The following is a 13,724-nucleotide window of genomic DNA, read 5'->3' on the forward strand; positions in this document are numbered from 1 at the left end:
TGAGCCGGCGGAGGGATCAATCGACGAAACGCTGTTCGACCAGGTCTGTCGTTGCCGTCAAAAGTAGCGCCTGCGCAGATTCGCCCAGCGCCACACGATATTCACCCGCATTAACGTGCCACTGATTAGACGCTGTATCGAAACGTGCTAGCAAACGTGGATCTGCCTTGACCGACACCCGACGAGCCTCACCTGGCTCTAGCTCCAATCGCTCGAAACCTAATAGACGAACTCGTTTGTCACCTGCCGCGTCGGTGAGGTAGAGCTGTGGAACATCGATACCCTTACGCTTGCCGGTATTCGTCACGGTGAAACTCGCCGTGATCGTCTCTCCCCCACTGACTTTAAGATCATCGAAAGCGAAACTGGTGTAGCTCAGACCATGACCAAAAGCGAACAGGGGTTTCTCATCCTTCTTTGCAAACCATCGATAGCCCACTTCGGCCCCTTCGGAATAGTTGACCGTCAGCGGGGTGCCGAACGGCGTACCGAAGCCTGGAAGTTCAGGTCGTGGTGTTTGTCCGATATCAGCTGGAAACGTCATCGGGAGATGGCCGGATGGATTGACCTGGCCGGTTAGAACTTCGGCGATCGCCTGCCCTCCCGCCTGCCCTGGGTACCAAGCCTCGACAATTGCTTTAACCTTGGTGTGCCATGGCATGGCCACTGGATTGCCAGTCTGCAGAACAACGATGGTATTGGGATTGGCGCTTGCAACGGCGTCAATCAACGCATCCTGACCAAAAGGCAGGGACAAATCAGGACTATCAAACCCTTCAGCCTCGTGGCGCGTTGCGAACAAGACGACTACATCAGACTGCTTGGCGAGTATGGCGGCCTCCACGGGGAAAGCGCCTGAATCATAGGTGATGCTAGCCTTCGGCATCAGCTTCTGCAGCTCCGACTTTGGTGCCGAAGGGAGGAAGCTCTGTTTGCGTTGGTTCGCCATCAACCCTTGTCCGCCCACAGGTATGACCGTGGCAAAGCCACCCCGCGGGATCACTTGACTCGAACCAGCGCCGGACAGGACTCCGGTGTCTGCCAAACCACCGATCACCGCGATACGCATCGTCTTTTCGCTTTGAAGGGGCAATATTGCTTCGTTTTTCAGCAAAACGATCCCCTGTCTCGCCACCTCAAGTGCAATCTGGTTATGCTGATCCAGATCGATAGGGGTTTCTTTGACCGGCTTATCGACCCCCACTGCGTAAATCGAGCGAAGGATCCTTTGCACCATATCCGAAAGACGCTTATCGGGTAGTTTGCCCTCGGCATGGGCTGCCTGAAGCGGTTCGTTGAACCACTCCTTACCCCAGGCAAGCTTGTCCAACTGGGCCCCGGACTCCTGATCTAGCCCCTTAAGTGCATAGGACCAGTCCTGAACCGCGCCCCAGTCGGACATGACCCAACCCTTATACGCCCAGCTCTTTTTCAACACATCATTCAACAGATGTTCATTACCACAGGAATATTCGCCGTTTACCTTGTTGTAGGCACACATGATCGATCCGGGCTGGGCCAGTTCTATCGCCATCTGGAAAGCCAAAAGATCCGACTCTCGATGTTCAGCCGCATCGATCACGGCATTGAGCCAATGCCGGTTGGTTTCGTTGCCGTTCAGAGAGAGGTGCTTGACCATAGAGATCACCCCTTCGCTCTGGGTACCATTGATCGCACCGGCGGCAATACGCGCACTGAGCAGAGGATCCTCCGAGATGTATTCGAAGTTTCGACCATTGCGCGGATCGCGCGCCAAATTCATGCCTCCACCGAGCAGTACATTAAAACCTTTGGAGCGAGCCTCTCTACCCAGCATGGCTCCTGCTTCTTTAGCAAGTTGCGGATTGAAGGTCGCCCCTAAAGCGAGTCCCGCCGGCAATGCCGTCGCTGAGTCACCGGTTCTGAAGTTGTGGGGATTGGTCACTCCCAAACTGGCATCAGTCATGGATAACGCAGGGACACCCAAGCGCGGCACGCCTGGTACATGGCCCGCACCGACCGGCACCTCATCTGAAACCCGCTTATCCCTCCCTCCGAACACAAGATGGACAGGCATAAGGCTATAGAGGAGCGAATATCGCTCTGCATTGGTCATTTTCTGCTCGGTTTTACGGGCTCGCTCATCCGCTGACGAATCTTGTTGGGCTGAAGCGGCAAGCCCAGCCTGGGTGAACGACAGCAATAGGCTTGCACTGACTGCAAGGCCGGTCTTCTTATTATTTTTCTTCAACATGAACGCTCCCATACTTGATGTATCGATGCGATGAACGCTTTCGATAAGCGAACACCCGACCGTCACCCCCATCCAGGGATGTTCGACCATTTATGAAATGGCCACGCAGCGACCATCCCTTTTTCTCTTCTATTTCTTCAGGCTAGGACGGCGCACGCCAGACACAGCGAAAACCAACATGACAAGTTGAAGTGTCATCGGCTTGCGGAATACGCGCGGCGGGGCGATATCGCTGGCAATAGTTCGGTGCGCAAAGATGCGATCCGCCTTTGACCACCTTGCGACCTATGCGTAGGTTGGGAGTATCGGGGTCGTAGCTGTCCTCTTCCCGACCACCACGCGGATTGCTTGGTACGCAACAATGCGCAGTCGGCGGCAATCCTGCCGAGGGCGATGCAAACCAGTCGGCTGTCCACTCCCATACGTTACCGATCATGTCGAACAGACCGTAGCCGTTGGCCGGGAAGGTCCCTACCGGCGAGGTCCTTTCCCAACCATCTAACAGTTGGTTCTCAACGGGGAAGCGGCCTTGCCAATAGTTTGCAAGCATCCGTCCATCCGGGGCGAGACAGTCACCCCAGGCGAAGTCAAATCCATCGTTGCCACCGCGAGCCGCATATTCCCATTCGGCTTCGGTCGGCAACGCTTTACCAGCCCAGGAAGCGTAAGCTTCAGCATCCACATAGACGATATGTACGACCGGATGGTCTTCCAGTCCTTCAATCGAGCTTCCCGGACCCAGTGGTTCTCGCCACCAGGCGCCGAAACGGAAGATCCACCATTGCGCCGGGCTCACCAGGTTCACGGAAGGCTTCGGCGGCACAAAAACCAGCGAACCAGCTTTAGCCATCTCCAGTGGCATACCGGGATAATCCTCAGGATCCGGCGCGCGCTCGGCGAAGGTCTTGTATCCAGTGGCCTCCACGAAGATGGAGAACTGTCGATTGGTGACCGGTGTAGCATCGATCCAGAATTCATCGACATGCACTTTGCGGACAGGTCGCTCTTCAGGATAGAAGCGATCAGAACCCATTCTGAAAATGCCACCGGACAGAAAAACCATGCCTTCCGGGGGACTGGTGTGCATTACCATGTACTGCCTCTCCTATCTTCATTACGCAATGTCAGGTCCCATTTTTTCAGCGGTTCTTTGCGCTGAGCGAACTCAATGAACTCGTCCGTTTAGATACAGACCTGATGAGCACGTGTCGATGGCTTCGCCAGAGCCTGGCGCATGCCCTGGTCGCTCAGCGAACACCATCTTGGCGCAGCTTCCCAGGCGAGAAATCCGCCGGAGACAAAGATGCATTGAAGTCAAACGGCACCTCCTCGTTAGCCAAGCCGCCGATGTTGTAACGCCCGGAAATCAGGTCATACGTCGCCCCGCCCGTCACCCATACCAAAGGCTGGTCGTAGTAATTGATGGTGTTAGCTTCAGCGACCCGCCAAATTTCGCCGCGATTGTCGTAGTGGTCGGCTACTACGATCTGGTATGTGTCTTCGTCAAGGAACAGATCGCGTTGTTTGTAAATGTGCCGCTGGCCTTCCTTCAGCACACCACGCACATGCCATACCCGGTGTAACTCGTAGCGCAAGAGCTCTGGATTTACATGACCAGGTTTAATGATGTCGCTGTACTTACTCGTCTTGGAAGCAAGGCGGAAACTGTTGTACGGAACATACATTTCCTTTTTGCCAATCAGTTGCCAGTCATAGCGATCAGGCGCCCCGCTGAACATGTCGTTATTATCGATAGTCGTCAGTCCGTCATTCGACGGGTTGTCATACGCAATCTGCGGTGCGCGCCGAACTCGGCGCTGACCTACTGCATAGTTCCATGCCAGGCGTGGCGTATTCACTTGGTTGACGGTGTCATGCACCAGTGTTATTTCACCAGCCTGACGTGCCGGCGCAAGAGTCGACTGCAACGTGTACACCAGAATGTTGCCGTTACTCTTGCTGTTGTCGGTGACATCCTGATTGAACAGAATAATGTCCGACAGTTTTTTCATAACATAGTCGCCGTTGATCTGTGGTTGTGCGCTGGCGAAGTTGCGCTTAATACCCACACCCCGGTAGCGCATCAGATGATTCCAGAGCACCTCCAACCCCGAATGCGGGATAGGAAACGGTACGACATTCTTGGCATCGGCAACACCATTGCCGTCCTCCACAAGTCTGGCGTTGAGTGCATTGAGTTTGACCGCTTCGTACACACTCTCTGGATAGGAAGCCGAACGACGCGTCGGATACACCAACAATTTCCAGGTTTTCGGATAGCGTTTTAGCATTGCCATCTGACCGGGACTGAGCTTGTCGGCGTACCTGTCGGCATTGGCTGCGCTGATCGTAAGCAACGGCTTGTCGGCGACAAAAGGATCCTTGTAGCCCACCACAGAATCGTACGCGTCGACACGCTTGGCCAGACCACCGTCCCATGCAGGGATAGTTCCTTCAGTATTGCCCGCCCTCTCTCCCCCTATCGGGGTGAGATCCTTGCCGAGTCGAGCAGCCTGAACTGCATCTACTTGGGCATATGCCATCGAAGATGCCAGCAAAGCGGAAATCAACACGCCGGTAGACAGAAATTCCAATCTGAACATGATAGGCCCTCAAAAACTATATTTAACATTGAAGGAAAGGTAATCACGATCACCAGTAGCACCGCCGGTGTAGTCGACATACCGAACACCGAAAGAGAGCGCGTCCAGGTAACTCGCGTCGACCGCTACCGAAGTACTCCACGCTCGCTCGCTGAGACCGTTGGTTAAGGTGGGCGCAACACCATTGAATGCTCGAGCATGGCTCAACGACGGAATGACGTTGATCCCCCTGAACACGTCGTTGTAAGTCATTGAGGCACTGGCGGTCGCTCCATAAGCGCTGCTTGTAACATCCCCGTAGGCCAAATCGGTTTCGATTCCCATCACCCGGTTAGCCACCAGTTCGGCGATGTAAGTCGTCGAGTTGGAACCCAGCACTCCACGTCCGGTTCGGATAGTCCCAAGCGAAGCCTGATACATATCCTTCTTTCGGTAGTTCTCGACCCTGGTCCCGAAGGGGGGACCTGCCGGATCAAGCAGCGCCGCCGCTAAAATAGTGCCGGTTGTCAGGCTGATGGGTGCATCGGGCTGATAGCTCACCTCGCCAAAAAGCGATTGCCCACTGAAAATGTTTTCGCCCCCAATGGTGGTATTGAAACTGAGGCCATACAGCTCGCGATTTTCCAGATACTCGGCATAGTAGGTCCCAGTACTAGGAACAGGCTGGCCGCCTAACCTGCGGGAAACGGTCGCGCCAAGCCGCGGTAATTGATCGCTGAAACGCAGGTAATACAGTCCAAACTCAGTGTCATTAAGCTCTGGTGCAAACCATCGCAAGGCGACACCAAACTGCGCAGCCGAGTCCGCTTTAATATCCGGCGCTCGCGGGACGAACAAAAAGGGAGAAGCGCCGGGAACAGAGGGGTTATCGAATGCGCCAACCGCTAGATAATCACAGCCTTCGTCGAAAACATCTGTTGTCGAAAAATAGGAGCCACAGGGGTCAAGCTTGGTTTTATCGTTAGCCCAAGCTGGCTGATAGTAACTTTCAAATGTGAGACTTTCGCTTAACTGATAAGAGGTATAGATCTTGAAGGTCGGCATCAACGACTCTTTTACCTCCGACCCTGGAGCGCGCAGCGCATTGAGGTCGAGGGGATTGCTCGCATTAATACCGTTGCGATAATACAGCCCCTCGCCCCAGTTAATGACTTGACGCCCAACTCGAGCATTGAGACTACGTTCACCGAACATCCAGCTACCGTACACAAACGCATCTAATAACTCTACGTTGGATCCGGCTTCATCTAATCCACCCGCTGTTATTTGCCGATGCCGACGATTGTCGTCCATCAATTCGAAATCGTAGAAAGCACGTCCACGCAAAAAGAGTCCGTACTGATCCTGCCACTTCAATCCTAGCTCTGAGACGACCTTTGCTACTTCAGAAAATAACTCTCCCTTCTTGAAGTTTAAGTCACCATCATCGGAATTGATTCGCTTAGCGTTCGTTCCAGTGCCGCCGTTAGCGGCAGCAATCAACTTCTTGTCCTGTCCCTCGGCGCGGTAGTTGACGCCATAAGAAATGGTTGTATCGAGAGATCCCCCCCAGTCCCCAGAACTGAATTGATAAGCGTGTACAACTGAGAGCGGCAGCGCGACAAGTATCGCCACAACAGCTGTGGCCCAATTTTGGCAATTACCGCTTCGCCGATTTGGAATCGCTCGTATGGAGCCAGAGGACGGCCTGCATCCAATTGCATTCATATTCAAACCTTTTTTCTTGTTGTTGTAATTCCGGCGATTCAGGCACGAACCTGACCCGGTGGCCTCTTGATTGCTCTGCTAGTCCTCGAAGGGACTAAATCAATTACTTGGACGCTTTTAGAATCCGATCGAAACCTGGCTCTGCCTTGGCGACCGACTGCTCGAAATCCGAGGCACTACGCAGGAGACGTTCGACGATGGCTGGCTCATTGGCCGCCTGATCATATTTTTCACCTGGGTCGCGACCCAAGTGGTAAAGGGTCGGTTGGGGAAGCTTTCCATTTCGTCCACCGAAATGTGCACTCGCCTCATAGATATTGAGTTTCCAATCACCGTCTCGCCAGGCCATCAGCTTGCCGCCCAAGTAATAAGGCATCGTGTGGCGCGGACTATCCTTCCCACCTTTGAGAGTCACGGAGAGATCAACACCGTCGAGTTCGGCGACGGGTAACTTGGCGCCGGCCATCGCCACGAATGTGGGGAGCAGATCGTAGGTAGAACCAATGCCATGCACTACAGAAGGCTTGATGGTACCCGGCTGCCAGAACAAAGCCGGTACCCGTACGCCCCCTTCATAAGTGGACTTCTTGCCCTCACGCAGAACACCTGCCGAGCCAGACAGTGCCTCGAACCATAACCAAGGGCCGTTGTCGCTCACGAACACGACCAGCGTATCCTTGTCGTTTCCACCACTTCGCAATGCCTCGAGTACTCGACCGACACTGTGATCAAGTTCCGCGATGGCATCCCCAATACGTCCGCCCTTGCTCTTGCCCTCGAACTCGGGCCCGGCGAAGTGCGGTAAATGCGGCTTTTCGTATCCGACCCAGACGAAAAAGGGCTGATCGTGTTTCTTGCCCACGTAATCGACGACTTGATCTGTCAATCGACGGTTGTAGGTTTTCTGGTCGATAGGACGCTCCAGTTCCTGGTCTTCGTAGCGAGCGTCAGTACCCGTCCCTACCCGCTTGCTGCTGATGAGCGGGGTATTCCACAACTCACTCTTAGGCTGGCTGAAACTCGCAGTTGCCTGGGCAAGGTATTCGCCAAAGATTTTCTTGAGCGGCTCACCGCTCATTGCTCGCTTCCGTAGTTGTTCATTAGTCACGCCGCCAACGAAATAAGCATCGTTGGACATAGGCGTTCCCCACCATTCATCGAATCCAACCCTGGTCGGATAGGCCGCTGCGGCATCTCCCAGATGCCACTTTCCAAACAAGGCAGTGCTATAGCCATTACCCTTCAGCACTTGGGCGATCGTGGCCTCCTTGTCCAGGAAGCTGTTCGGGTCATTCTCGACCACCACCGAATTGCTCACACCATAAAGCCCTGTTCTGGTTTCGACCCGCCCCGTGAGCATGGCACCACGGCTCGGCGAGCAGATCGGCGAACTCACATAGAAGTCGGTCCAGCGCTGGCCCTCTTGCGCCATGCGATCGATATTCGGAGTTTCGAACACTGGGTTGCCGTAGCTGGAGAGATCACCCCAGCCCATGTCGTCGGCAATCAACAGGACAATGTTTTGTCGCGCGGAGCTCGGCGCAGCCGGGGAAGCCTGGGCTTGCATCACCGCACTCAGGGCGCAGAAACCCAATGTTGCGACCACGCAACACCTTTTGCGAAATGGCAGAAGCTCACCTGAGACAGGACGCGAGGGAAATGTGATGTCTTTCATCGCTGGAACCTTTTAATTATGGCGCTAAGCCGCTCAACTGATGCATCACCTGATTGCTCCCTGCAACAGCGTTCAAGCTCTGAAGCAATCGGAACAGATCACGCCTTTTTTGTTGTTATGGTCACTTTCCAGGTCTGCCCTGGCCGTCTACCACGTGCTCCGCTAAGGAACCATGGCTGTCTTGCAAGAATAATTTATCCGACTGGATAAATATGTCGATTGTCGTGTACATTGTCAACATCTGGAATGGCGAGTAAAAACGCTTAGCCAAGGTGAACGACCATCAGAAGGAAAGTCGCAATGCACGTGCCTCGGGTTACAAAACAGGACCGAAGCGAGCAGACTCGCGCACACATCCTGGAAATAGCGCTCGAAGAGTTCTCCTCCCATGGCTTTGAAGCGGTCAGCCTCAGGGACATTGCTGACCAGGCGGGAGTAAATCACGCGATGATTCGCTACTACTTCGGCAGCAAGGATGCGCTCTGGAAGGAAAGCGCTACTTACCTGTTCCAACGTCTTCGTGAAGAGTTGCCTCCGCTCGATCTATCCTCCGGGGATAAAAATCTCGACGACCTCAAGGAATACGTGCGCAACTATGTTCGATACTGCGCACGCCATCCCGAGCACGCGCGGCTGATGGTCCAGGAATCCATCACTGGATCCGAGCGTTTGAAGTGGGTCGCGCAAACCTTCATCCGACCAGCCCATGAAAGCACGCTGCAAATGATTACCGATGCCCAGCAAGGGAACGGTATTGGCAATATCGATCCCTTGATGCTTCTGTACATGATCGTCTCGGTTGTGCAGATGCCTTATCTGCTGACGGCAGAATTGAAGTACACCCACGGTCGCGATGCACTGGCACCAGAAGCCATCGAAGCCCACGCCGATGCTGTGATATGGCTCTTTTTTCGGACCTGAACAGACCCCAAAGTGCCGCTCTGTTTGTAACCATGCCGTGACGCTTCCAAGGCAATTTTTTACAAGCCGAAAGGTAAGCTGTGATTACGGTCAGTGCGACGCTAGCGCTCGTTTTTAGTGTCGACAGAGCAAGCGCGCCAATCTACAGGCTGCTGGAGGCCACCGAATGTTAGCAGTAGAGTTTTTCAATAGTGGTAGTAGCTACCACTTCAACTGTGTTTCAACTATCAAACAACCATAAGAGGGAAGGATCATGAATATTTCCAAAATTACCGGGGCGATGTTGCTTGTTATGGGACTTTCGCTTCAGTCGATGGCGTTCGCCGAAAACACGCCAACGTACAGCACAACGACAACGCCAATAAGCGAATTGCTGGATAATCCCAAGACACGTGTGGTGATGGACCGCTATTTCCCTTCCCTGGCAGATCATCCGCAAGCGAGTATGTTTCGTGGAATGACTTTAAAAGATATTCAGCCGTTTTCCGACGGACGTATCCAGGATAAGCAGCTCGAAGCGGTTGATCATGACTTGGCTAAATTGAAGTAATGGATGAGTTTATCCTCATTGCGCCGTCAACTTTGATGCGTGTGTAAACATCCCACTTTCGATGATGTCCCGATTATGTGGTGCGCCACATAATCGGTGGACGGCACTGACCCAGATGACAACATTGATGCAATGTGCGACGGTAACGGAGCGCCGCGCCTTTATACAAATCAAACTCACCGCGCTCAGCTTCGGACTGGTACGACCCTCGACCACAAGCAGTCACCATCCATCTCTCACCTTCACCGCCACCCTTTAAAACGGACTCACGCAGACTACAAAATCGGGAGACTCCGAACTATGTTTCCCTTGTGATGTGGGCAGTCACGAGCAGACAAGCAGGTTTGAACCTGGATAACAGAGATTTTCGCTACATAACCGACCAAATGCAGGATTTCAACTTATTGAATTTTCTGTTTAAAGAAAGCTGCATGGCTCATAGCCATAGCCATAGCCAATACGCAACAGATTTTTGTACTGTCGTTTCGCTTTCTACAACAATAATAAAACGGACTTGCTTATGATCAAAAAGACGTTGTTCGTACCGCTCACCAGCGGTCTTTTGTCTCTGGCTTGTGTTCAAGCGATCGCAGATCCTTCTCCCTATTCCAATTTTGTCGTGTTCGGTGACAGCCTCAGCAGTTCCGGGCAGATCGTCGATCCCGGCGGTTCCGCAGGAGCGACTTATCGCGCTACCAACCGCACGGGCCCGGTCTACCTGGATGGTAGTGGGGAAGAGTACTCCGCCGTCGCCCCGCAAATATTGGGAGCCAAACTGGGGTTCTCGGACGATCAGCTCGCTGGCTCGACTTCGGCCACCCGCGGCAGCGAAGGTCTGCCTGATGGTAACAACTGGGCGGTCGGCGGTTATCGCACCGACCAGATTCTCGATTCGATTACCACTACCTCGACCGCCGGCGACCGTAGCCGCCCCGGTTATCTGGCGTCCAACAACTTTCGCGCCGACCCGCACGCCCTCTACTATCTGACGGGGGGCGCCAACGACTTCTATCAGGGCGGTGCCACCAGTCTCGATCAAGCCGACGCAGCGGCCGACCGCCTGGTCGACAGCGTGCAAGCTCTGCAACAGGTAGGTGCACGCTACATCATTGTCTGGCTGCTACCGGATCTCAGCCTGACTCCGTTGATCAACGGCAGTCCGCTGCAGGCGTTCACCTCGCAGCTCAGCAACCGATTCAACACCGAGCTGGTTCGGCAGTTGCGGACGGTCGATGCCGAAGTCATCCCGCTCAACATTCCGGCGCTCTTGAAGGAGGGCTTTTCCAATCCGGCACAATTCGGCCTGGCGACCGACCAGAACCTCATGGCCACCTGTTTCAGCGGCAAAGGCTGCATGGAAAACGCCCGCTATGGCATTCACAGCGCCACGCCGGACCCGACCAAGCTGATCTACAACGACTCCGTGCATCCCACCGAAGCCGGGCAGCGCCTGATTGCCGATTACGCGTATTCCCTGCTGGCTGCGCCGTGGGAGCTGACCCTGCTGCCGGAAATGGCCCAGGGCACCGTGCGCGCGCACCAGGATGAATTGCGCAATCAGTGGCTGGCCGATTGGGAAAACTGGCAAGGTGTCGGCCAATGGCGAGCCATTGTTTCCGGCGGCGGACAGCATCAGGACTTTGACGGTCAGGACAGCGTGGCAAGCGCCGATGGCAACGGAGCCAACGTGAACATCGGTGGCAGCTATCGTCTTGACGATGCCTGGCGTGTTGGTCTGGTGGCGGGTTTCTATAACCAGAAACTCGAAGCCGGCAACAATGACTCCGACTACAAGCTCAACACTTACCTGGGCACGGCATTCGCCCAGTATCAGCAAAACCGGGTGTGGGCCGATGCGGCGTTGACGGCCGGGCATCTGGATTACGACAGCCTCAAGCGTAAATTCCAGCTGGGCGTCAACGAACGCGGCGAAAAAGGCGATACCAGCGGCTACGTCGAAGCCTTCAGCGCACGCGTGGGTTACGACATTGCGCAACAAGCCAGCAGCCCCTGGCACCTGTCGCCGTTTGTCAGCGCCGACTTCTCCAAGGTACAAGTCGATGGCTACTCGGAGGACGGAAACAATTCCACGGCGCTGACCTTTGCCGATCAGGAGCGTATTTCCCGGCGCCTGGGCGCTGGCCTGCAGGGCAAATACCAGATCACCCCGCAAACCCAGGTGTTCGGCGAAGCGGCAATCGAGCGCGAGTACAACGACGACACCCAGGATGTAGACATCAACCTCAACAGCCTGCCGAACAACCAGTTCACGCTGGAAGGCTACACCCCGCAAAGTCACTTGCAACGTGTCAACCTGGGGGTGAGCCACAACCTCACCAAGGACCTGGCACTGCGCGCCAGCTACAACATCCGCAAGGACGACGACTTCACCCAACAAGGTATCAATGTCGGAGTCAGCCTCGACTTCTAAACCGCAAAATCGAGGAGGAGGCGGATTTACATCCGCCGTCCTCTCACATATATGGACGCCCCCCGTTTGCCGAGCTTTCAATTCGTGACAACACAGACGGGGTTGAGATTGCAGCCATACATCCGGACTTTGAATGAGGCTCTGCCTCTGTCCCTGATGGAATTCGCTGATCGGGCTCTTATCACCACCACGCGCTCGAAGCGCCTGTGAGAGGGCAGAGTTACCCGATCCCGGTCCGACCTGTCTTGCCATCACGTCATGATTGCCTGGGCAACCTTGGAAGTACTCCTTTCTAACGCATCATCGCTTGACTCCACCGGTCTGGTTACGCGCCTGCGACAGCAGGGGTGTAACCAGACCGGAATCTGCGGTCGTGGGCCAGCAGCGCCCAAGCAATCCGGGCATTCTTGTTGGCCTGCGCAATGACTGCCACATTCGTGTTACGACGCGTCAATAAACCCTTCAGCCAATCCGATGAGGGGTCGGCTTTACCTTCGGCGTAACGAACCACCGCTCGCGCACCGTGAACCAGCAATGTGCGCAAATAGCTATCGCCTCACTTGCTGATACCTAACAGCATGGACTTGCCTCCGCTCGAATGCTGTCGCGGCGGTGAAGCTATCGAGTCGGCCCTGGATCAGCCACAAGCAACTTCGGCCCAGGAAACGCCAGAGCCCTTACCTCCGAACCATGACTTCGACTATCTCGATGACTTGATGGATATGTTGCAAGAGACGGTTGAGCACGAGGATGAGTCGAGCGCTCAAGGACTGAAATCCTCAACTGCGTCACCCCGCGAGGCACCAGGGCTGGCCTTTGTCGACTGGCTACGCGAGGGGATTCAAAGCCATCGCCTGCTCGTCAACGACTGTAAGGCAAAGATTCACACAGTCGACGGCACGTTCTACCTGGTCACACCCGGCATTTTCCAGCGCTACGCTTCGGAGCACCCTGAGCTATCTGCAGGTGACGACAAGACCGATGCATGGCGGCGCACTCAACGTCACTTTGAGCACTTAGGCGTACATCTCAAACGACCAAACGGGCAGAACATATGGACTTGCACAGTGCAGGGCCCCCGCCGGAGGGCTTCCCTCAATGGCTACATGTTGCAAAATGCTGAAACTCTTCTGAGCCCTGTCCCTACTGACAATCCTTTCCTCAATCTTACTTCTTAGCATCGCAAGGGCAGCCCCATGCGCGCGTGGAGTGCCAGCGAAATAGTTCGCTGCCCCGAAAACGACCGTGTCGTTTTTTGGAAAACGGCGAGTGGTTAGGGACTTCATCTTCCAGGCTTAACCGGCAGAACCAGCGATACGCCAGGCTCAAATGGACCTCTTCGCACGACCGACGCTCTGAGCGAATGCCGTAGCAATAGCCCACGATTAGCATGCGGATCATCAGCTCAGGATCAATCGACGGACGCCCAATCGGGCTGTAAAAATCGGCGAAGGAATGGCGCAAGTCGCTCAGATCGAGACACCGATCAATGCTGCGCAGAAGGTGATTGGCGGGGATGTGCTCTTCAAGGTTGAACGAGTAAAACAGCCGTTCCTGCCCACTCGATAACTGTCCCATCATGCTGCGTGCTTCCCTGCTGGCCA

9 protein-coding genes and 2 pseudogenes are annotated in these 13,724 nt (G+C 54.8%); 4 read left to right on the forward strand and 7 right to left on the reverse strand.

What is annotated here, in order from left to right; all coding sequences use genetic code 11:
- Positions 1-16: 16 nt before the first annotated feature.
- The 5 genes from AABM52_RS20130 to AABM52_RS20150 all read right to left on the reverse strand — a co-directional run bounded on the left by AABM52_RS20130 (position 17) and on the right by AABM52_RS20150 (position 8,218).
- The gene (locus AABM52_RS20130; protein WP_347907555.1) at positions 17-2,233 is read right to left on the reverse strand and encodes a glycoside hydrolase family 3 C-terminal domain-containing protein; all 2,217 of its coding nucleotides are present in this window, start codon (positions 2,231-2,233) and stop codon (positions 17-19) included.
- A 142-nt stretch (positions 2,234-2,375) separates the two neighbouring features.
- Positions 2,376-3,326, reverse strand: a complete 951-nt coding sequence (locus AABM52_RS20135; protein WP_347907556.1) for a formylglycine-generating enzyme family protein — start codon at positions 3,324-3,326, stop codon at positions 2,376-2,378.
- A 154-nt stretch (positions 3,327-3,480) separates the two neighbouring features.
- Complete coding sequence (locus AABM52_RS20140) at positions 3,481-4,836, reverse strand: DUF1329 domain-containing protein (RefSeq protein ID WP_347907557.1); 1,356 nt, start codon at positions 4,834-4,836, stop codon at positions 3,481-3,483.
- 9 nt (positions 4,837-4,845) lie between these two features.
- Positions 4,846-6,543, reverse strand: coding sequence for a DUF1302 domain-containing protein (locus tag AABM52_RS20145; protein WP_347907558.1), 1,698 nt, complete (start codon positions 6,541-6,543; stop codon positions 4,846-4,848).
- A 103-nt stretch (positions 6,544-6,646) separates the two neighbouring features.
- Positions 6,647-8,218, reverse strand: a complete 1,572-nt coding sequence (locus AABM52_RS20150; RefSeq protein ID WP_347907559.1) for a sulfatase-like hydrolase/transferase — start codon at positions 8,216-8,218, stop codon at positions 6,647-6,649.
- A 300-nt stretch (positions 8,219-8,518) separates the two neighbouring features.
- Here AABM52_RS20150 and AABM52_RS20155 point away from each other — a divergent pair, with 300 nt between their 5' ends.
- The 3 genes from AABM52_RS20155 to estP all read left to right on the forward strand — a co-directional run bounded on the left by AABM52_RS20155 (position 8,519) and on the right by estP (position 12,120).
- Positions 8,519-9,139: a TetR/AcrR family transcriptional regulator gene (locus tag AABM52_RS20155; RefSeq protein WP_320402485.1), complete on the forward strand. Its 621-nt coding sequence runs from the start codon at positions 8,519-8,521 to the stop codon at positions 9,137-9,139.
- 253 nt (positions 9,140-9,392) lie between these two features.
- Complete coding sequence (locus AABM52_RS20160; protein ID WP_320402484.1) at positions 9,393-9,689, forward strand: hypothetical protein; 297 nt, start codon at positions 9,393-9,395, stop codon at positions 9,687-9,689.
- A 520-nt stretch (positions 9,690-10,209) separates the two neighbouring features.
- Positions 10,210-12,120, forward strand: a complete 1,911-nt coding sequence (estP, locus tag AABM52_RS20165; RefSeq protein WP_347907560.1) for an esterase EstP — start codon at positions 10,210-10,212, stop codon at positions 12,118-12,120.
- A gap of 325 nt (positions 12,121-12,445) precedes the next feature.
- On the opposite strand, the pseudogene AABM52_RS20170 reads toward estP, so the two are convergent.
- A pseudogene (locus AABM52_RS20170) lies at positions 12,446-12,730 on the reverse strand (transposase); the annotation flags it as partial.
- Between the two features lie 112 nt (positions 12,731-12,842).
- Between AABM52_RS20170 and AABM52_RS20175 the strand changes: the two are divergent.
- Entirely contained in the window at positions 12,843-13,298 is a 456-nt protein-coding gene (locus AABM52_RS20175) for a DNA-binding domain-containing protein (protein WP_347912659.1), read from the forward strand.
- Positions 13,299-13,335: 37 nt separating this feature from the next.
- Here the strand turns inward: AABM52_RS20175 and AABM52_RS20180 are convergent.
- Positions 13,336-13,701 (reverse strand): annotated as a pseudogene (locus AABM52_RS20180) (transposase); the annotation flags it as partial.
- Between the last annotated feature and the right edge of the window lie 23 nt (positions 13,702-13,724).

Origin of the sequence: Pseudomonas grandcourensis, from assembly GCF_039909015.1 — a bacterium.
GTDB classification, from domain to species: domain Bacteria; phylum Pseudomonadota; class Gammaproteobacteria; order Pseudomonadales; family Pseudomonadaceae; genus Aquipseudomonas; species Aquipseudomonas grandcourensis.

Coding starts and splice junctions, on each gene's coding strand:
- AABM52_RS20145 (WP_347907558.1), bottom strand. CDS start 6,543: ATGAATGCAATTGGATGCAGGCCGTCCTCTGGCTCCATACGAGCGATT.
- AABM52_RS20135 (WP_347907556.1), bottom strand. CDS start 3,326: ATGGTAATGCACACCAGTCCCCCGGAAGGCATGGTTTTTCTGTCCGGT.
- AABM52_RS20155 (WP_320402485.1), top strand. CDS start 8,519: ATGCACGTGCCTCGGGTTACAAAACAGGACCGAAGCGAGCAGACTCGC.
- estP (WP_347907560.1), top strand. CDS start 10,210: ATGATCAAAAAGACGTTGTTCGTACCGCTCACCAGCGGTCTTTTGTCT.
- AABM52_RS20140 (WP_347907557.1), bottom strand. CDS start 4,836: ATGTTCAGATTGGAATTTCTGTCTACCGGCGTGTTGATTTCCGCTTTG.
- AABM52_RS20175 (WP_347912659.1), top strand. CDS start 12,843: ATGTTGCAAGAGACGGTTGAGCACGAGGATGAGTCGAGCGCTCAAGGA.
- AABM52_RS20150 (WP_347907559.1), bottom strand. CDS start 8,218: ATGAAAGACATCACATTTCCCTCGCGTCCTGTCTCAGGTGAGCTTCTG.
- AABM52_RS20130 (WP_347907555.1), bottom strand. CDS start 2,233: ATGTTGAAGAAAAATAATAAGAAGACCGGCCTTGCAGTCAGTGCAAGC.
- AABM52_RS20160 (WP_320402484.1), top strand. CDS start 9,393: ATGAATATTTCCAAAATTACCGGGGCGATGTTGCTTGTTATGGGACTT.